Genomic DNA, 20,126 nt, shown 5'->3' on the forward strand with positions numbered 1-20,126 from the left:
ATGAGTTGGCGAAGCATTTTAATCAGCAAAGGCGGAAAATTATCCCTCCGCCAAAACCAAATGGTTATCTGGCAGGAAGAGCAGGAATTTTGCGTACCGTTGGAAGATATTGCGGTGATTGTGATTGAAAGCCGTGAAGTGGTGATTACCACCCCTCTACTTTCCGCCCTTGCCCTTAACGGCATAACCCTACTGACCTGTGATGAACAATTTATTCCGTGCGGGCAGTGGCTGCCGTTTGGGCAGTATCACCGCCAACTAAAAACCTTAAAACTGCAATTGGAAATGAGCCAACCGCTGAAAAAACAGCTCTGGCAAGCGATTGTGCAACAAAAAATCCGCAATCAGGCGTTTGTATTGAGCCAAACCAAGCGGTCGGATATGGCTGAAAAATTGCAAAATATGGCAAAACGGGTCAAATCCGGCGACAAAGAGAACCTCGAAGCCCAAGCTGCCCTGCTCTACTTCCAAACCGCTTTCGGCAAAGATTTCCGCCGTTGGCAAGAAAATGCGATCAACGCTCATCTCAATTACGCCTACACTGTGCTACGTTCGGCAGTGGCTCGCTCACTGGTGCTTTACGGCTGGCTGCCGACGCTCGGTATTTTTCACCATAGCGAACTGAACCCGTTTAACCTTGCCGATGATTTTATCGAACCGTTTCGCCCACTGGTAGATTTACAGGTGTGGGATTTGTGGCGACAAGAAAAATTAAGCGACAGCCTGACACCACACACCAAACAAAAGCTTGTCGGGCTGTTGCACTATCAACTGCGTTTTCAAGACCAAACATTCAGCACACTGGCAGCGATTGATCGCACTGTCGGCTCATTCCAAGCCGCTGTCGCCCAGCGAGACCCGAGCTTATTAAAACTGCCCAAAATTCTGCCGTTAAAGGAACATCATTATGAGTGAGGCTACATTTATGCGAATTATCGTTTTCTTTGACCTACCGGTTACCACCAAAGCCAAACGCCGAGCTGCCAGCCAATTTCGGCAATTTCTACTCAAAGACGGCTATCAAATGTTGCAACTTTCGGTTTATACCCGAATTGTACGAGGGCGGGACTCGCTCGAAAAACATAACAAACGTCTCACCCAACACCTGCCGGAAGAAGGTTCGGTGCGTTGCTTGGAAGTCACCGAAAAACAATTTACCTCAATGCTATTGTTAGTCGGTGAATTAAAACCACAAGAGGAAAAAGTCAATGCAAACCAAATGCTACTCTTTTAGGAAAAAGACAGGATAAAAAAATTTTATGCTACATCGTTAATTTTGGTTTGTTTGCTGAATTTTTAACCTAAACATCATACCCAAATGCCTACTTTCAGCCATTTTTGGCAAAAACAAGCGGTTATTTTTCTAAAAAAATCTGCAAAATTTGCAAAAAATTTCAGAAAAATAACCGCTTACAAAAGGGCTCTAGCTCAATTTTTTATCGAACTGCCCCTCGCAAAACCCTTGATAAATAAGACCCTAAGCGAGAGGATTGTAGCACTGCGAAATGAGAAAGGGAGCTACAACTCAAAACTATCTAATATAACTTGCCAATCTATTGTAGCACTGCGAAATGAGAAAGGGAGCTACAACGTCGCACAACAACGAGCGTTATTGAGAAAAATTGTAGCACTGCGAAATGAGAAAGGGAGCTACAACTTCATCGCCTTGTATGCCAACCTTGATTTCATTGTAGCACTGCGAAATGAGAAAGGGAGCTACAACGTTGCCGTTGTTATAATCATCACGCACAAAATTGTAGCACTGCGAAATGAGAAAGGGAGCTACAACTGTGGCAAGCGAATTATCTAGAGGTTGTGAATTGTAGCACTGCGAAATGAGAAAGGGAGCTACAACTTCAACGAATAAATGGGCTGATGTTTGTCGATTGTAGCACTGCGAAATGAGAAAGGGAGCTACAACAAGAGCTAAATCGCAAAATCTTTACCGAAGATTGTAGCACTGCGAAATGAGAAACACTCACCTCAAACCCAAATTAGATAAAATAAATATTCGCAATTTTCTTTCGCAAGCGGTAGAATTTTATCCAACTTTTACCAATTAAGGAGTAGATTATGGAACATTTTATCGGTTTAGGTGTAGCTGGTAATTTTGCCGGACACTTGGAGCAAGCAGGTGAAGCTGCGGATTTCGTAAAAGTAAAAACCGTTGAAGCTGTGCAACCAAAAGCAATTTTTCCATTTTATGTACCAGCTGAGAATTTGGGGGATTATCAGTTCTTATCAACTTATCCGCTTTCAAATACTGCGATTAATTTCCCTACCGATGCGGATAATCTGCAAATTGAGCCTGAAGTAGCATTGATTTGTACCATTGGCTACCAAGACAATCAAGTTGTTTCTCTCACTCCCACTCATTTTGCCGCTTATAATGACTGCTCTATCCGTCGCCCGAATGCAAATAAAATCTGTGAAAAGAAAAACTGGGGAGCTTCTTCTAAAGGGCTTTCAGCTACTTTGTTAGAACTTGATAATTTTAATGAAGGTAGCACCTTAGATAACTACAACATCGCTTGTTTCCATAAACGTAATGGCGAGCTGAATGCTTATGGTATTGATAGTCCGGCAGTGGAATATAGCTACTTCCATCAAAAATTATTAGATTGGATTGTGGATAGAATGAATAATCAGCCAGATGAAGGTCCGATGAATAACATTGCTGAAATGTTAAAGCAGGCTAATTATCCAGCAAAAGCCATTATTAGCATTGGGGCAACACGCTATACCCCTTTTGGCGAAACCAATTTCTTGCAAGTGGGCGATATGAGTATAGTCGTGGTATACAATGCGAAGAAATATACTCACAGTCAAATTGAAGAAATGGCGAAGCTGGAAACCTTTAGCGAAGATATTTCTGCCTTAATTCAAACAGTTCGTTAATTACAAGCGGTCTTTTTTGAAGAAAATTTTGCGATCTGAATCGAAAATTTGAATTTCTTTTCTGACGCGTCCCTTCCTTTATCTTATAGTGCCTTCAACCGTTGGAGGCACTATGAAAAAAATTCTCTTTTTATTACTACTTTGCTCTTCTCTTTTTGCCAAATCACCCGATTTAATGCTGCTCGGTCAATATAAAGATCAAGATATTACCGGCTGGGTGATGAGCGAAAAACTCGATGGCGTGCGTGGTTTTTGGGACGGTAAACAACTGATCAGCCGTCAAGGTTATTCGCTTAATCCGCCTGATTATTTTGTAAAAGATTTTCCACCTTTTGCCATTGATGGCGAACTGTTTAGCGAACGAGGAAAGTTTGAAGAAATTTCTGCCACCGTCCGTTCTGCTGAACCTAAAGGTTGGTATAAATTAAAACTTCACGTTTTTGATGTGCCAAATGCAACAGGCAATTTATTTGAGCGGCTATCAAGTTTACAGAAATACCTTAACCAGCACCCTAATGCTCATATTGAGATTATTCCGCAAATCCCGATTCAAGATAAAGCCCACCTTCAGCAATTTTACCAAGATATTCTAGCTAAAGGGGGAGAAGGTGTGGTCGTTCGCAATCCAAATGCTGAATACATACAAGGGCGATCCGCTCAGATTTTGAAAATCAAACCTGTGCTAGATGAAGAATGTACTGTAACCGCACACCACAAAGGCAAAGGGAAATATGCCGATAAACTCGGGGCTGTGAGCTGCGAAAACCATCGTGGGCGTTTTCGCATCGGCTCCGGCTTTAAAGATAAAGAGCGTGAAAATCCACCGCCGATAGGCTCAACTATTACTTATAAATATCGAGGATTAACCGAATCTGGCAAGCCTCGCTTTGCTACCTTTTTAAGAGTACGAGAACCTGCTGAGTAACAAAATCTCCTTACGTAAGTTATCAAGCGGTTAAATTTGGTAAAAAATTTGTAAAATTCGACCGCTTGTCAAAAATAATTTGTGATCCATTCATCATTTATGAACTAAAACATTTGAAATTTTACTCGATTTTTTTTATTTTTTTGTTAAATTTATTCATTATAAAATTAAAGGAAATCACAATGACAAACGCAGAACTTTTTAGTGAAGGGCTAAATCTGATGTTTGCAGGAATGGGATTTGTAATATTCTTCTTGCTTGCATTAATTTATGCCATCAGTTTTATTTCAAGCCTCATTAACCGTTATTTCCCCGAGCCAATTCCTAGCCCAACTCCCAAAACAATACAGCCTGCCGTTGATGATTTAGAACGCTTACGCCCTGTGATTGCAGCTGCTATCGCTCATCACCGCCGAATGAAAGGTCAGAATTAATATAAAACTCAAAAATTAGAAGGAAGTTTACTATGACAACTCAACCGAAAAAAATTGCCATTACCGATGTTGTTTTACGCGATGCTCATCAATCTTTATTTGCCACTCGCTTACGCTTAGACGATATGTTACCGATTGCTGCAGAACTCGATAAAATCGGCTATTGGTCGTTAGAAACTTGGGGGGGAGCAACTTTTGACAGCTGCATTCGCTTTTTAGGGGAAGATCCGTGGGTTCGTTTACGTGAGTTAAAAAAAGCAATGCCAAAAACGCCAATGCAAATGTTATTGCGTGGACAAAATTTGCTCGGCTACCGCCATTACGCCGATGATGTGGTAGATAAATTTGTTGAACGTTCTGTGGCAAACGGTATGAGTGTTTTCCGTGTATTTGATGCGTTGAATGACCCTCGCAATATGCAAGCGGCATTACAAGCGGTTAAAAAACACGGTGGACACGCACAAGGGACTCTGAGCTATACCACTAGCCCGGTACATACTTTAGAAACCTGGTTAGATGTTACTGAGCAACTATTGGAAATTGGCGTGGATTCTTTGGTGATCAAAGATATGTCGGGCATTTTGACGCCGATGGCGGCTTATGAATTAGTGAGCGAAATTAAAAAACGCTACGATGTGGAACTTCACTTACATTGCCACTCCACCACCGGTATGGCTGAAATGGCGTTGTTGAAAGCGATTGAAGCGGGTGTTGATGGCGTGGATACTTCTATTTCTTCAATGTCCGGCACTTATGGACACCCTGCAACAGAATCTATTGTGGCTACCTTACAAGGCACACCGTATGATACAGGATTAAATATTCCTGAATTAGAAAAAATTTCCGCTTATTTCCGTGATGTGCGTAAAAAATATGCGAAATTTGAAGGGCAACTGCGAGGCGTGGACAGCCGTATTTTAGTGGCTCAAGTGCCGGGTGGTATGCTCACTAACCTTGAGAGCCAATTAAAACAACAAAATGCGTCAGATAAACTTGATCTCGTATTACAAGAGATCCCTCGTGTACGTGAAGATTTGGGGAATATTCCACTTGTAACTCCAACCTCCCAAATTGTCGGCACGCAGGCAGTTATGAATGTGTTGATGGGCGAGCGTTACAAAACAATTGCGAAAGAAACCGCTGGGATTCTCAAAGGTGAATACGGTCGTACACCAGCACCGGTAAATAAAACGTTACAAGAAAGAGTGTTAGAAGGTGCAACGCCGATTACCGACCGACCTGCCGATCATATTCCACCGGAGCTAGATAAATTAGTAGCAGAAGTAACTGCTCAGGCAAAAGAAAAAGGTATCTCGCTTTCTGAAAACAGCATTGATGATGTATTGATTGTGGCGTTATTCCAACAAATCGGTTGGAAATATTTGGAAAACCGCAACAATCCATCAGCCTTTGAGCCAGTACCTAGTGCTGATGATGTAAAAGCTGCACCAGCTGCTGCACCAAAAGCCCAAGCACAATCCGGTTCTGCGGTTTACACCGTTGAACTTGAAGGCAAAGCCTTTGTGGTGAAAGTGAGCGAAGGAGGAGATATTACCAATATTGCTCCGACAACCGCCCCTACTCCAGCTCCACAAGCGGTCAATTCCGCTCAAAAACCTGCAAATGCCGAACCGGTCAATGCCCCAATGGCAGGTAACATTTTAAAAGTGGAAGTAAAAGAAGGGCAACAAGTTGCTGAAGGCGATGTGCTATTGATTCTTGAAGCAATGAAAATGGAAACCCAAATTTGTGCGGCGAAATCAGGCACAATTCAAGGCATTAATGTGAAACAGGGCGATGTGGTTGCCGTGAATGATACCTTAATGAGCATCGCATAGAGGTGATATATGGAAGGTATTATTGCACTCTTTAAAGGAATGGGCATTATGCACCTAGAGTGGGGGCAAGCCGTGATGATTGCGGTAAGCGTACTGCTACTCTGGCTTGCGATTGCCCGTAAATTCGAGCCACTGTTACTCGTCCCGATTGGCTTTGGAGGCTTGATGTCTAACATTCCCGAAGCCGGTTTGGCGATGACAGCTTTAGACAATTTGCTTCATAGCGGTACAGCGGAACAACTTGCCATTATTGCGGCGAAAGTCAATAGCACAAGCCTTGATGTTCACGCTATCAAAGACGCCATTGCTCTTGCTGCACCATCAGTTCAAAATGAATTGGAAATAATGGCTGGCGATATGGGCTACACTGCCGGTGTATTAGCATTATTCTATAAAGTGGCGATTGGCTACGGGGTTGCTCCACTCATCATCTTTATGGGGGTGGGAGCGATGACAGACTTTGGACCGTTACTCGCCAACCCAAGAATGCTATTACTTGGTGCCGCCGCTCAGTTTGGTATTTTTGCAACTGTTCTTGGAGCATTAGGCTTGAACTGGTTAGGCTTAATTGATTTTACCTTACCTCAAGCCGCAGCTATCGGCATTATCGGGGGAGCAGACGGTCCAACCGCTATTTATCTAGCAAGTAAACTTGCTCCTGAATTATTAGGTGCAATAGCAGTTGCAGCTTACTCTTATATGGCATTAGTGCCGCTTATTCAACCACCGATTATGAAAGCACTGACTACCGAGCAAGAACGCAAAATCAGAATGACACAGCTGCGTAATGTCAGCAACCGTGAAAAAATTATCTTCCCGATTGTGTTATTGCTATTAGTGGCTCTGCTATTACCTGATGCTGCACCATTACTCGGTATGTTCTGTTTCGGTAACTTGCTCCGCACCAGTGGCGTGGTAGAACGCTTAAACGATACAGCCCAAAATGCGTTGATTAACATCGTTACCATTTTCTTGGGCTTATCAGTTGGGGCGAAATTGGTTGCCGATAAATTCCTCCAACCGCAAACTTTAGGGATTTTAGTGCTAGGCGTAATTGCATTTGGCATTGGCACAGCAAGCGGTGTGATTATGGCGAAAATTATGAATCGCTTTAGTAAACACAAAATCAACCCACTCATCGGCTCGGCTGGTGTATCCGCCGTACCAATGGCGGCTCGTGTATCCAATAAAATCGGTCAAGAATATGACAAACAAAACTTCCTATTGATGCACGCAATGGGTCCAAATGTGGCTGGTGTAATCGGCTCAGCCATTGCAGCAGGTGTAATGCTGAAATATATTGCCAATATGTAACCGTTATTTGAAAGTACAAAAGTAAAAACAAGTCTCCGAGAATTTTCTTTCGGAGACTTTTTAATTTTGTTGATAATAATTCTCAAAAAGTTATTGACTTCTCAGTTGAGAACTATTATCATCAACTCACTTCAAAAATAATAGGTAATCACTCCAACTCTTTACGCCGTATTCCCCCACAAAATACGGCGTTTTTTTTGCTTATCCGCCAAAACCTCTATTAATTTCAATTCATACCGCTATAATAGAGCCATTTTTATTGATAAAAGAGAAGGAAGATCAATGACTCAATCTATCGAATCAACACTTGCCGAGCTTAAACGTGGTGTGGAAAATATCTATTCAGAAGAAGATTTAATTGCAAAACTTAAAGAAAATCGTCCGTTACGCATTAAATTAGGTGCAGACCCAACTGCACCGGATATCCACTTAGGACACACGGTAGTGTTAAACAAACTCCGCCAATTCCAACAATTTGGGCACGAAGTTTATTTCTTAATTGGTGATTTCACCGGTATGGTGGGCGATCCATCAGGTAAAAACTCTACCCGTCCGCCACTGAGTCGTGAAGATGTGTTACGCAATGCGGAAACCTACAAAGAGCAGATCTTCAAAATTTTAGACCTACAAAAAACCAAGATCGTATTCAACTCTGATTGGTTAGGTAAATTAGGCACGGAAGGAATGATCCGCTTAGCCTCAAATTACACAGTGGCTCGTATGCTTGAGCGTGAAGATTTCAAAAACCGTTTCACCAACCAGCAGCCGATTGCAATTCACGAATTTATCTATCCATTATTACAAGGACACGATTCCGTTGAATTAAAAGCAGATGTAGAATTAGGCGGTACAGACCAAACCTTCAACTTATTAGTAGGTCGTGAATTACAAAAATCTGCCGGGCAAAAACCGCAAGTGGCGATGACATTACCACTACTCGTTGGCTTAGACGGCGAGAAAAAAATGTCGAAATCACTTGGCAACTACATTGGCGTAACTGAAGCTCCAAACGAGATGTTTGGTAAAATTATGTCAATTTCTGATGATTTAATGTGGGATTGGTATAACTTACTTTCATTCCGTCCATTAGACGAAATCGCCCAATTAAAAGCAGATGTGGCAAACGGCAAAAACCCTCGTGATGTGAAAATTTTGTTAGCGAAAGAAATCATTGCCCGCTTCCACGACGAAGCCGCCGCTGATGCCGCAGAGCAAGAATTTATCAACCGCTTCCAAAAAGGGGCAATTCCGGATGAAATGCCTGAATTTACCTTTGAAGGCGAAATCGGCTTAGCCGCTCTATTAAAAGAGGCAGGACTTGTTCCATCAACCTCAGAGGCTATCCGCTCTGCCCAACAAGGCGGCGTGAAAATTGACGGTGAGAAAGTGGAAGATATGAAACAAAATGCTCAAAAGGGTACTTTTGTTTACCAAGTCGGAAAACGTAAGTTTGCTCGCATTACGGTGAAATAATCTCCCAATAAGCAAGAGGTCATAATTTGCAAATTTATTACAAATTATGACCTCTTCATTTTATAGTGATTTAAACGGAATTATTTAAATTCGTAACGTCGAATAGTTTTCACGTCTGAATCTTGCTTTTGGATCTCATCAGCAAGATGGATACGAGCACCTACTGCTGCATGAGCATCGTATTCACGTGTTAAAGTTACTACTTCACCGTTATCTCTTTGAATAGTCAATTCAACAACTTCCGGAGATACTTCTTTGCTAGATAATACAGTTGCATTACCTTTATCAGAGTACACATCAGCAGTACAAGCTGCTAAAGCGAAAGTTGCTAATACTGCTAAAGAAAGTTTTTTCATTATAATATATCCTCTAGGAAAAACTAAAAATTAAAGGAGAGATACATTCAGATCTGAGTTAGACCCTACAATTCTCACACGTTTGCCAGGCACAAAACCGTCTTCTTTCTTTTGAACTACAACGATTTCTTTACCATCATCTTTGCGAATCACCATTTCTAAAGAAGAAACTTGGCTCGCTTTTTGTTCTACTTGGCTACCGATTACAGAACCTGCAATCGCACCTACTGCTGTTGCAATAGCTTGACCTGTACCACCACCAACACCGCTACCTGCAATACCGCCTAATACGCCACCACCAACAGTACCAATTACACCTTGACTATCAGCTTGGATTTTAACATCACGCACAGATAAAATTGTACCATAAGAGATAGAGCGAGCTTCTTTGGCTTGTGATCCAGAATATACACTGCCACTATAAATATCTGTATTAGCACAACCAACTAACACAAAACTTGACATTAACGCCGCTGCTAAAGCTAATTTTTTCATTTTAATTCTCCGAAATACCAAAAAATTACATTTCTGACATAATTATGTTGTTTATATCATAAGGGTGCAGCTTTAGACAACAAAGATTACAAAAAGTTACATTTCTCAAACTCATCGCAATACTTGGATTCGGTAATCTTTCCCCTTCTACTTTCGGCTGGCTAATTTTTAATTTCAGATTGGAATTTTCTACCAAACCAAAGTGTGATAAAGCTCTTTCCACCCATTGCTCTGCATTTTCATCTGCTAAAATCGGGAATACTACCTCAATATGCTCCCAGCCTTCCTCAGGATAAACTTTATCTTTCGGGAAAGGGAGCTCAACAATCTTTACATTTTGTCCGCAAAATTTAACCGCTTGATCTAAGGTAAATAAACCAATCGGTCTGCCATTCACTTCGCTTTCCTTCAACAAGCTCGCCCCTTCTAATAAAAGGCTTTTCCATTGCTCGGCAGTTTCGTGTTGATTCATTCTGACCGCTAGATGATCGATTTGATAAAGGGATAAATCAATGCTGGCAATATCGGCAATTTGTTGAATTTTTTGCTCAAACTGAGATAAATCACCAAAACAAGCGGTCATTTTCTCGAAAAATTTTGCATTTTCTGCTATAATCTTGTCCATTTTTTTGTAAATCGAATTTAATAGGTTAAATCAGTGAATATTCAACAAATTCTATCAGATAAAATTAAACAGGCAATGATTGCAGCAGGGGCAGACGAAAATGTAGAACCGTTAGTGCGTCAATCAGGTAAACCGGAATTTGGCGATTATCAAGCCAATGGAGCAATGGGGGCAGCAAAAAAATTAGGCATGAACCCTCGTGAGTTTGCTCAAAAAATCTTAGATAACGCAGACTTAAACGGCGTTGCGGACAAATTAGAAATTGCTGGTCCGGGCTTTATCAACATCTTCTTAAACCAAAAATGGCTGGCTCAAAATGCCAATAGTGCATTACAAGCGGTCAATTTTGGGATAAAAACTGCAAATCCGCAGACTATTGTCATCGACTACTCTTCTCCAAACGTAGCAAAAGAGATGCACGTAGGGCATTTACGCTCAACCATTATTGGCGACGCAGTAGTTCGAACCCTTAAATTTCTAGGCAATAACGTGATTCGTGCCAACCACGTGGGCGACTGGGGAACCCAATTCGGTATGCTTATCGCTTACCTTGAAAAAATGGAAAACGAACACGCCAGTGAGATGGAATTAAGCGATTTGGAAGCCTTCTACCGAGCAGCTAAAGAGCATTATGATTCCGATGAAGTTTTTGCCGAAAAAGCCCGCAATTATGTGGTGAAATTGCAAAGTGGCGATAAGTATTGCTTAACGATGTGGAAAAAGCTCGTGGACATCACAATGCACCACAACCAAGAGAACTACAATCGCCTAAACGTAACCTTAACGGAAAAAGATGTAATGGGCGAAAGTCTTTACAACCCAATGTTGCCTGAAATTGTTGCCGACCTCAAAGCCAGAGGCTTAGCGGTGGAAGATGATGGTGCGTTGGTGGTGTTCTTAGATGAATTTAAAAACAAAGACGGCGACCCAATGGGCGTGATTGTGCAGAAAAAAGATGGTGGTTTCCTTTACACCACCACCGACATTGCCGCTGCAAAATATCGCTATGAAACCTTAAAAGCCGACCGTGCATTAGTGTTCTCCGACAGCCGCCAAGCCCAACATATGCAACAAGCGTGGTTAATTACCCGCAAAGCAGGCTATGTGCCGGAAGGTTTCAGCCTTGAACATCCATTCTTCGGAATGATGTTAGGCAAAGACGGTAAACCGTTTAAAACCCGCAGCGGTGGCACAGTTAAACTGAAAGATCTATTAGACGAAGCGGTAGAGCGTGCGGATAAACTGATTTCAGAACGTTCTACAGATTTAACCGCGGAAGAGAAAGCGGCAGTAGTGGAAGCTGTGGCAATCGGCTCGGTAAAATATTCCGATCTATCGAAAAACCGCACCACCGACTATGTGTTCGATTGGGACAATATGCTGACGTTTGAAGGCAATACTGCCCCTTATATGCAATATGCCTACACCCGTATTCGCTCAATTTTCGCCCGTGCCGGCATTAATGCCGACAGCTTAAATGCTAAAATTCAACTTAGCGAAGATAAAGAACGTACTTTAGCGGTGAAATTACTGCAATTTGAAGAAGCACTAAACGGAGTGGCAAAAGACGGTATGCCGCATATTCTCTGCCAATACTTATACGAATTAGCCGGCACATTCTCCAGTTTCTACGAGGCTTGCCCTATTCTCAATGCCGAAGAAAATGTGAAAAACAGCCGCTTAGCCTTAGCCGCATTAACCGCTAAGACTTTAAAACAAGGTTTGGATTTACTCGGTATTAAAACGGTAGAGAAGATGTAATTTCCGCAGGGCGAAAAATATTTCGCCCCTACAAGCGGTTATATTTTAGAAAAAATTTGCATCCGTAGGGGCAAATCATTATTTGCTTCTCAAAGATACAGCGGAACGAAATATTTTTCGCTCCAAGACCAAAGGATAACAAAATGAAATTTATTGACGAAGCCCTGATTCGTGTTGAAGCAGGCGATGGCGGAAACGGCTGTGTGAGTTTTCGCCGTGAAAAATATATCCCGAAAGGCGGACCGGACGGTGGCGATGGTGGCGATGGTGGCGATGTTTACTTAATCGCAGATGAAAACCTTAACACCCTGATCGACTACCGCTTTGAAAAACGTTATGCTGCAGGGCGTGGTGAAAACGGTCGCAGTGCAGGCTGTACCGGTCATCGTGGTAACGACATCACCTTGCGTGTGCCAGTCGGAACCCGTGCGATTGACAACGACACCCAAGAGGTGATCGGCGATTTAACCCGCCACGGAATGAAAATGTTGGTGGCAAAAGGCGGCTATCACGGCTTGGGCAACACTCGTTTCAAATCTTCGGTAAACCGTGCTCCACGCCAAAAAACCAACGGCACACCGGGCGAGAAACGTGATTTATTGTTAGAGTTAATGCTGCTTGCCGATGTGGGAATGCTCGGCTTGCCGAACGCCGGTAAATCAACCTTTATCCGCAGCGTCTCTGCCGCCAAACCGAAAGTGGCAGATTATCCGTTCACTACCCTTGTGCCAAGTTTAGGCGTGGCTCGTGTGGGGGCAGATCGCAGCTTCGTGGTTGCCGATATTCCGGGCTTGATCGAGGGTGCAGCGGAAGGGGCTGGCTTAGGTATCCGCTTCCTCAAGCACTTAGAGCGTTGCCGCATTCTAATTCACCTTGTGGATATTATGCCGATTGATGAAAGCGACCCGGCTCACAATATTTCAGTCATTGAATCTGAGCTTTACCAATACAGCGAAAAACTCTCCGAAAAACCGACTTGGTTAGTGTTCAACAAAATCGACACCATCGGCGAAGAAGAAGCCGCTGAACGAGCCAAAGAGATTGCCGAGCAAATCGGCTGGGAAAGCGATTATTACCTAATCTCCGCTGCTACCGGTCAGAACGTGCAAAATCTTACCCGTGATATTATGGATTTCATTGAAGCGAATCCGCGTGAAGTGGAAGAAGAAAATAAAGCAGCGGATGAAGTGAAATTCAAATGGGAAGACTACCACAACGAAGCCATGCAAAATGCAGTGGAAGAAGATTGGGATGACGACTGGGACGATGATTGGTCTGAAGAAGACGATGAAGGCGTAGAGTTTATTTACGAACGTCGTTAATTTAAGTACAAGCGGTTGTTTTTAACTGGAAATTTGCAAATTTCTGAGGTAAAACAACCGCTTGTGTTTTTAAGGAAAGCTTATGCTCACATCAGAATCTTGCGATTTATTTAATATTCCGTTCTTCCAATTTGCTCAGCTGAAAAAATATTGCCCCGAGGAAATTCCGCGTATTAAGGCGGATTATAAAACCCATTGGGAAATTTGGAAGAACCTGCATCTTGAAATCCACCGTCAGCTAGGGCAGCCTTTTAGCGAGCCACATATTGAGCGTTGGTGCAACGGCTGGCAAGTTAGGGCTCACTTTTTTGCCTATTACAAATATGAATTTAACCAAAATTCGGCAGCGATTATTTCCGTCATTCTTAACCGCCGCAGGTTGCAGGTGAGCCTTGATTGGCATTGCTATCGGGCTGACCGCTCGCAGATTAACGTGCATCAATATAATCAATGGTGGGAAGATTTAGATCGAGAACGCTTTGCCGATTTTGATGTTTGGAACGGAAGTGAGAGTGAATATGCTGATTTCCGCCAAGTAAAAACCTTTTCCGAAAACGAATTTGCCTTAAAAGATGAAGAAGATTTTTGGTGTATCGGGAGAAATTTAGAAAAGGATGATTTAGATAAAACGGATGTAGTAGAGTTTATTTATCAGGCAATTCGAGATCTGCTGCCGCTTTATGAAAAGTGTCATCAATAGATAAAACAAAAGGACTAAGCCGTTAAGCTTAGTCCTTTAAATTTATGCCGTTGCAACATCTTTATTTTGTAGACGTAAACGATAGCGTTTGTCCATCATACAGAGTAATCCTCCCAACCCCATAAAGAGTCCGCCAATCCAAATCCAGCGGATAAACGGTTTATAATATAAGCGAACCGCCCAAGAATTATCTTCAAGTTTTTCTCCTAATGCAGCGTAGAGGTCGCGAGTGAAGCCCCAGTCGATAGCCGCTTCAGTCATTCCCATTTTACTGACGTTATAAAAACGTTTTTCTGCATTGAGTGTGGCTTCATACTTGCCGTTGTGGGTAATTTCAAGCTCAGCCGTACCGCCTTGATAGTTTGCACCATCGGTAATTTTGATGCCTTTAAATTCAAATTGATAATCTAAAATTTCAGCTTTATCACCCACATTCATTCTCACATCTCGTTCGACACTGAAGTTTTGGCTAAAGGTAATACCAAATACCGTCATCGCCACACCGAGATGAGCTAACACCATTCCCCAATGTGAGCGGGAAAGCTTGAATAATCCAGCAAAGAATGAATGACGGTGCGTAGCTCGTTGTTGCAATTCATATAAGCTCAATAATACGATAAAGACCGACATCATTGTGCCAAGCACAACGCTTACGGTAATCGTATTGCGGAATAGATAAGGAAGAGCAAAGCCAAGCAAAGCCATTAAAATCAAGGTAATAATTACTGGTTTACGAATGACAGAAACTTGGTCTCGACGCCATTTCACAAGCGGTCCAATTCCCAGCACAAATGCAAAAGGCACCATTAAAATCATAAACATTTGGTCAAAGAACGGTGCACCAATTGAGATTGTACCTAAACCGATTTGCTTATGAACAAGCGGTAATAAAGTCCCCAAGAATACTACCGATAAAAATGCCATCAATAAAATATTATTGATTAATAACATTGTTTCACGCGAATAGCGTTCGTAGTTATCAAGACTTTTAATTTGCGAGCCTTTAAACGCATATAACAATAATGAACCACCTACTACCACAACTAGATAAGCCAAGATATATAGCCCTCTCGTTGGGTCTGATGCGAAAGCGTGAACTGAAACTAAAATACCTGAACGAACTAAGAATGTTCCCACTAAACAGAGGGAGAAGGCGAGAATGGCTAATAACACCGTCCACGCTTTAAATGTGCCACGCTTTTCAGTTACCGCTAATGAGTGAATTAATGCCGTACCGGCAATCCACGGCATAAGTGAAGCATTTTCCACCGGGTCCCAGAACCACCAGCCCCCCCAGCCGAGTTCGTAATATGCCCACCAAGAGCCTAGCACGATACCGAGCGTTAAAAACACCCACGCTGCCATTGTCCAAGGACGAGACCATCTAGCCCAAGCGGTATCTAAACGACCCGTCATTAATGAAGCAATCGCAAAGGCGAAGGCAACCGAGAACCCTACATACCCCATATAAAGCAGCGGCGGGTGGAAAATTAAGCCCACATCTTGCAACATTGGGTTTAATTCTTTGCCATCAACCGGGAAATTCGGGAATGTGCGATCAAACGGGTTGGAAGTAAAAATCACAAACACCAAAAAGCCGATGCTGATCATCCCCATTAAACCTAACACACGAGCAACTGCATCTTCCGGCATTTTACGAGTAAAAGTCGCAACCCCTATCGACCAAAGCGAAAGCAACCAAACCCAGAGTAAGAGCGAGCCTTCGTGAGCACCCCATACGGCAGAAAGGCGATATTGAAGGGGTAAACGACTATTTGAGTTATTTACCACATATTGCACAGTAAAATCGTTTACCGCAAATAAGTAAAATAATGAACCAAAAGAGACGGTTAAAGCTAAAAACATCGCCCACGTCATTGGTCTGGCTAGGGCAATTAAAGTGCTATTATGTTTTTCTGCCCCCCAAATCGGCAGAATGGCTAATAACACAGAAATAGCTAAGGCAAGTGCCAAAGCATAATTGCCTAATTCCGCAATCATTTAGTTTCCCCTTGCATATTAGCTTTTTGGGCTTCGGCTTCGGCTTCCGCTTTCATTTTGCGATCAGTTTCTGATTCGCCTTTTAAATCTTGCTCTGAAACACCCGATTTTTTATGTTGATCTTTCAACTTATCGCCCAATTCCGGTGGCATATAGTTTTCATCGTGTTTTGCCAATACTTCGGTTGCTTTTAAACGTGTTGGCTCAATGAGCACGCCCTGTGCCACAATACCCTGCCCTTCACGGAATAAATCCGGCAAAATACCTTCGTATTCTACCGTAATAGAAGGTCCAACATCATTTAAATCAAACACCACTTTTAAAGTTTTATCATCACGCTTGACCGTATCTTCCACAACCATTCCGCCAACACGAATACGCTGCCCGACTTCCGGTTTTTGTTTAGGATCATCATTTTTACCATTGACAATTTCAGATGGTGTGTAGAAAAGATCGATATTTTGGCTTAACGCATAAAGTGTCAATCCTGCTGCCACAGAAAGCCCAAGCAATACTGAAAGTACTACTTTCAATCTTGATTTTCGTCTTGGATTCATCGTAATCACCCTTAAAAATAAATGCTTAAAATAAATGCTATTGCATTAAAAAATTAAAAATATAACCAACTATAAGCATAACAAAAAATCGCAAAACATTCCCTAAATTTGAAGGAAGTTTTGCGATTTCTCAAACCAAATACCTATAAAGAAGTATTAATGCGATATTTGCAAAATTTTAACGTTTTTTAACCGCTTGTATTGCCTATTAAAGTGGTTGTTTAAGCTTTTCTTCTCTTGCCAGCTCTTTTTTCGCTTGAGCTAAAATTGCCTTGTGTTCACGGCGGCTTAACCAAATCAGTACTCCCATTGCAATAAAGGTAATGGCATAAGAGAGCCAAACATAGAAACCGTAACCACCCATTGCGAAAAATTCGCTAATTGATTCAAATTGAAAAGTCATCTCTATCTCCTACTTTCTTACACTGCTTTTGCTAAATTTTTAACCCAAGGGCGATTACGTTCATCTTTTAATAATGCGATACGATAACGCCAAATACTAAACCACACAGTAAAAATCAATGAGCCAAAAATCGCCAGTAATAACGGAATGAGCATTTCGACCGCCATTGACGGCTTGTCAAGCTTAGTAATGGTTGCACCTTGATGCAGCGTGTTCCACCACTCTACCGAGAAGTGAATAATCGGCAGGTTAATTACCCCAACCACCGAAAGCACCGCAGCAGCTTTTGCCCCAGTCTGTTTATCTTGAAAGGCTGAGTAAAGAGCCATCACGCCAATATAAAGGAAAAAAAGCACTAAGGCAGAAGTTAAGCGAGCATCCCACACCCACCAAGTTCCCCACATCGGTTTGCCCCAAATTGCCCCTGTGGCAAGCGAAATAAAGGCGAACACCAAGCCAATCGGTGCCATTGAAATCATCGCCAAATTCGCTTGGCGAATTTGCCAAACTAAAGCAACTAAGCCCGCTACTGCCATTGAGCCATATACACCCATCGACCAAATCGCCCCCGGCACGTGAATAAAGATAATACGGTAGCTATCGCCCTGTTGGTAATCTTTCGGTGCGTAAGCAAGCCCCCACACAAAAGCCACCGCTAACATAATTAAACTTAACCAACCCAAAAACGGTTGGATTTTCCCTAGCAAATGATACTGTGTTTCAGATTTTGCGTAAGGGTGTAACCATTTCCACATAGAAAAACTCCGTAATAAATGAAATGTTTATTTACTTATTTTTGTAAAATTACTGCTTTCAAATCTAGTTCAAACTAATCCTTAACGCCCCTGCAATCGCAAATGGCGAAAAAGTTAAAGTAACCGCTAAAATTGCACCGATAATCGCAAGTTGTCCGCTGTAGCCCATATTCAGGGTAGCGGCTTCAAGCACTGCGGCGGCAAAAATTAATACCGGTAGAAATAACGGTAAAATCAATAGGCTTAACAAAGTACCACCTTTGCGTAATCCTACAGTCAATGCCACGCCAATTGCCCCTAAGCAGCTTAAAATCGGTGTGCCGAGTAATAATGTCATCACTAACGCCCACCAAACGTGGGTTTCTAGCGAGAGCAAAATTGCCGCAATGGGGGAAAGTAAAATCAACGGCAAGCCGGTTAAAATCCAGTGAGCAATCACTTTCGCCAATGCCACTTGCGGTAAACCTAACGGCAATAACATTAATTGTTCAAGTGAGCCGTCTAAATAATCATCTCGAAATAAACGTTCAAACGAAAGCAATGCAGAAAGGAGTGCCGCTACCCACGCAATGCCACCGGCAATTTTGCCCAATAATTCAGGATTTGGTCCCATTAAAATCGGGAATACAGTAATCACCATTAAAAAAAACCAAAGCGGATTTAAAATTTCCGATGGTTTGCGAAAGGCAATGGTTAATTCACGCTGAATAATGCTAAATAAAATCATACTTTAAATTGATCTAAAGAAATAATAGCAACTTTATCGCTCTCTGCTGCTTGATGGCTGGTAAAAATGACTAATCCGCCTTTGGCACAATGTTGCTCAATATGAGCAATTAAATCTGCTACCCCTTTTTTATCAATGGCGGTAAAAGGTTCATCTAAAATCCAAAGTTTAGCTTGGGTCAGCCATAATTTAGCCAACGCAACACGGCGTTGTTGCCCTGCTGATAATTGAGAGCAAAGCAAATCTTCTCGCCCGATAAGGGAAACTTTATTTAACGCCTCCCACAACGCTTCGTCATCTTGCGGCAGTTGTTGAATTTTTTGGAAAAAGCGTAAATTCTCCCACGCAGTCAGCTCCGGTTTCACACCCGAATAATGACCTAAATAAAAGAGTTCCGAATAATATTCATCACGTTGCTTTTGAATGGGAATATCGTTCCACAGCACTTCGCCTTCAGCAGGTAATGAAAGCCCGGCTAAAATACGTAATAGACTGGTTTTACCGATGCCGTTATGCCCTTCAATCTGCACCCAATCGCCACTGTTTACAGTAAGATTACACCCTTCAAATAAACGGGTTTCACCTCGCTCACAAGCGATATTCTGTAGTTTAAGCTGATATTGGGGTGTTTGCTTCATCATAACTCAATGGGTAAAAAATGTTAGCTGAAGTGTAACACAAGCTATTCTTTTAACGTAGCAAATAAGTTACTTATTTAGAGGTAGCAAGCGGTCAAATTTGCAAAAATTTTTGCAAATTTTGATAAGAATCAAACCGCTTGTTACAGAGAAAGGGCTTCCTTCACAAAAGGAATGGTTAATTTTCGTTGGGCTTGTAAAGATGCGTGATCTAATTTATCTAATATTTTGGACAATTCTTCCAAATCAGACCCTATTTTTTTCAGCAGAAAATGAGCAACTTCATCGGATAACTCAATTCCTTTTTGATGTGCATTGGCTTGCAAAATATGGCATTTTTGTTCGTCAGTGAGATCACTTAATTGATACACTTCTCCCCACGTTAAACGGGAGCGTAAGTCCGGCAATTTAATATTTAATTGATGAGGCGGGCAATTCGCACTGATTAACAACAAGGTTTTTATACCATCACTAAATAATCCCTGCTGTTCTCGAATTTGATTGAATAAGTTGAAAATTGCCAGCTCCCATTCCTCATCACCTGCAATAGCTTGAATATCATCTAAACAAATCACATTCAGTAGCTCGGCGTTATCTAAAACCAACGGTGAGAAATAATGAGCTTTTGTTAAAGGAATGTAACTTGAGGTTTGCTGGTTTAAAAGAAAGTGATTGCTCACGGCTTTTAACAAATGACTTTTACCACAACCTTTTTCGCCCCAAATATAGAAAAACGGCTGTTGTACATCGGCAAAATTCCGTTTGAGAGATTCAAGCAACACTTCACTATTCTCTGCGTAAAAATTATCGAAAGTGTCTTCATCAATTTGATAAATCGGTAGAGGTAACTGCAAAAATATTCCTTAAAGCCAGCCATCAAAAACTTTGTAAGAATATCGGAAAA

At 41.9% G+C, this 20,126-nt stretch carries 21 protein-coding genes and 1 CRISPR repeat array; of the genes, 11 read left to right on the plus strand and 10 right to left on the minus strand.

Annotated elements, in window-relative coordinates; all coding sequences use genetic code 11:
* The 8 genes from cas1 to tyrS all read left to right on the plus strand — a co-directional run bounded on the left by cas1 (position 1) and on the right by tyrS (position 8,882).
* Positions 1-915, plus strand: a complete 915-nt coding sequence (gene cas1, locus X781_RS09330) for a type II CRISPR-associated endonuclease Cas1 (protein ID WP_025236610.1) — start codon at positions 1-3, stop codon at positions 913-915.
* Entirely contained in the window at positions 908-1,234 is a 327-nt protein-coding gene (gene cas2 / locus X781_RS09335) for a CRISPR-associated endonuclease Cas2 (protein WP_038644018.1), read from the plus strand. The genes cas1 and cas2 overlap by 8 nt, the downstream gene beginning before the upstream one ends.
* A gap of 255 nt (positions 1,235-1,489) precedes the next feature.
* Positions 1,490-1,921: direct repeats of the CRISPR family, unit length 36 nt; unit sequence ATTGTAGCACTGCGAAATGAGAAAGGGAGCTACAAC.
* Between the two features lie 152 nt (positions 1,922-2,073).
* Positions 2,074-2,898 (plus strand): DUF5718 family protein, encoded by an 825-nt coding sequence (locus tag X781_RS09340; protein ID WP_025236612.1) that lies wholly within the window; start codon positions 2,074-2,076, stop codon positions 2,896-2,898.
* Between the two features lie 112 nt (positions 2,899-3,010).
* Complete coding sequence (locus X781_RS09345) at positions 3,011-3,823, plus strand: DNA ligase (RefSeq protein WP_025236613.1); 813 nt, start codon at positions 3,011-3,013, stop codon at positions 3,821-3,823.
* A 182-nt stretch (positions 3,824-4,005) separates the two neighbouring features.
* Positions 4,006-4,257 carry an oxaloacetate decarboxylase subunit gamma gene (locus tag X781_RS09350; RefSeq protein WP_025236614.1) on the plus strand — a complete coding sequence of 84 codons (252 nt, stop codon included), beginning with the start codon at positions 4,006-4,008 and terminating at the stop codon, positions 4,255-4,257.
* Positions 4,258-4,289: 32 nt separating this feature from the next.
* Positions 4,290-6,095 carry a sodium-extruding oxaloacetate decarboxylase subunit alpha gene (oadA, locus tag X781_RS09355; RefSeq protein ID WP_025236615.1) on the plus strand — a complete coding sequence of 602 codons (1,806 nt, stop codon included), beginning with the start codon at positions 4,290-4,292 and terminating at the stop codon, positions 6,093-6,095.
* A gap of 9 nt (positions 6,096-6,104) precedes the next feature.
* A complete protein-coding gene (locus tag X781_RS09360; RefSeq protein WP_025236616.1) occupies positions 6,105-7,409 on the plus strand; it encodes a sodium ion-translocating decarboxylase subunit beta in 1,305 nt (434 codons plus the stop codon).
* Positions 7,410-7,691: 282 nt separating this feature from the next.
* Positions 7,692-8,882, plus strand: coding sequence for a tyrosine--tRNA ligase (gene tyrS, locus X781_RS09365; RefSeq protein WP_025236617.1), 1,191 nt, complete (start codon positions 7,692-7,694; stop codon positions 8,880-8,882).
* Between the two features lie 80 nt (positions 8,883-8,962).
* Here the strand turns inward: tyrS and X781_RS09370 are convergent, their stop codons facing one another.
* From X781_RS09370 to X781_RS09380, 3 genes are read right to left on the minus strand one after another with little or no spacing between them, the layout of a single operon-like run.
* Positions 8,963-9,238 (minus strand): deoxyribose-phosphate aldolase, encoded by a 276-nt coding sequence (locus tag X781_RS09370; RefSeq protein ID WP_025236618.1) that lies wholly within the window; start codon positions 9,236-9,238, stop codon positions 8,963-8,965.
* Positions 9,239-9,268: 30 nt separating this feature from the next.
* A complete protein-coding gene (locus tag X781_RS09375) occupies positions 9,269-9,733 on the minus strand; it encodes a glycine zipper 2TM domain-containing protein (protein ID WP_025236619.1) in 465 nt (154 codons plus the stop codon).
* 25 nt (positions 9,734-9,758) lie between these two features.
* Positions 9,759-10,349, minus strand: a complete 591-nt coding sequence (locus X781_RS09380; protein WP_025236620.1) for a VOC family protein — start codon at positions 10,347-10,349, stop codon at positions 9,759-9,761.
* A 42-nt stretch (positions 10,350-10,391) separates the two neighbouring features.
* Here X781_RS09380 and argS point away from each other — a divergent pair, with 42 nt between their 5' ends.
* The 3 genes from argS (at position 10,392) to X781_RS09395 (ending at position 14,141) form a co-directional block, all read left to right on the plus strand.
* Complete coding sequence (argS, locus tag X781_RS09385) at positions 10,392-12,119, plus strand: arginine--tRNA ligase (protein ID WP_025236621.1); 1,728 nt, start codon at positions 10,392-10,394, stop codon at positions 12,117-12,119.
* A gap of 143 nt (positions 12,120-12,262) precedes the next feature.
* Positions 12,263-13,441, plus strand: coding sequence for an Obg family GTPase CgtA (gene cgtA, locus X781_RS09390; protein ID WP_025236622.1), 1,179 nt, complete (start codon positions 12,263-12,265; stop codon positions 13,439-13,441).
* An 82-nt stretch (positions 13,442-13,523) separates the two neighbouring features.
* On the plus strand, positions 13,524-14,141 hold the full coding sequence (locus X781_RS09395) for an HI_0552 family protein (RefSeq protein ID WP_025236623.1): 618 nt from the start codon (positions 13,524-13,526) through the stop codon (positions 14,139-14,141).
* 42 nt (positions 14,142-14,183) lie between these two features.
* On the opposite strand, the gene X781_RS09400 is transcribed toward X781_RS09395, so the two are convergent.
* The 7 genes from X781_RS09400 to hda all read right to left on the minus strand — a co-directional run bounded on the left by X781_RS09400 (position 14,184) and on the right by hda (position 20,076).
* Positions 14,184-16,142, minus strand: a complete 1,959-nt coding sequence (locus tag X781_RS09400) for a heme lyase CcmF/NrfE family subunit (protein ID WP_025236624.1) — start codon at positions 16,140-16,142, stop codon at positions 14,184-14,186.
* The gene (gene ccmE / locus X781_RS09405; RefSeq protein ID WP_025236625.1) at positions 16,139-16,699 is read right to left on the minus strand and encodes a cytochrome c maturation protein CcmE; all 561 of its coding nucleotides are present in this window, start codon (positions 16,697-16,699) and stop codon (positions 16,139-16,141) included. Before ccmE ends, X781_RS09400 begins: the two co-directional genes overlap by 4 nt.
* Positions 16,700-16,907: 208 nt before the next feature.
* Positions 16,908-17,102 carry a heme exporter protein CcmD gene (gene ccmD, locus X781_RS09410; RefSeq protein ID WP_025236626.1) on the minus strand — a complete coding sequence of 65 codons (195 nt, stop codon included), beginning with the start codon at positions 17,100-17,102 and terminating at the stop codon, positions 16,908-16,910.
* Between the two features lie 17 nt (positions 17,103-17,119).
* Entirely contained in the window at positions 17,120-17,857 is a 738-nt protein-coding gene (locus X781_RS09415; protein WP_025236627.1) for a heme ABC transporter permease, read from the minus strand.
* A 64-nt stretch (positions 17,858-17,921) separates the two neighbouring features.
* The gene (gene ccmB / locus X781_RS09420) at positions 17,922-18,584 is read right to left on the minus strand and encodes a heme exporter protein CcmB (protein WP_025236628.1); all 663 of its coding nucleotides are present in this window, start codon (positions 18,582-18,584) and stop codon (positions 17,922-17,924) included.
* The gene (gene ccmA / locus X781_RS09425; protein WP_025236629.1) at positions 18,581-19,222 is read right to left on the minus strand and encodes a cytochrome c biogenesis heme-transporting ATPase CcmA; all 642 of its coding nucleotides are present in this window, start codon (positions 19,220-19,222) and stop codon (positions 18,581-18,583) included. Before ccmA ends, ccmB begins: the two co-directional genes overlap by 4 nt.
* A 143-nt stretch (positions 19,223-19,365) precedes the next feature.
* Positions 19,366-20,076, minus strand: coding sequence for a DnaA regulatory inactivator Hda (gene hda / locus X781_RS09430; RefSeq protein ID WP_025236630.1), 711 nt, complete (start codon positions 20,074-20,076; stop codon positions 19,366-19,368).
* Positions 20,077-20,126 lie beyond the last annotated feature (50 nt).

The sequence above is a fragment of the Mannheimia sp. USDA-ARS-USMARC-1261 genome (assembly GCF_000521605.1).
Lineage (GTDB): Bacteria > Pseudomonadota > Gammaproteobacteria > Enterobacterales > Pasteurellaceae > Mannheimia > Mannheimia indoligenes.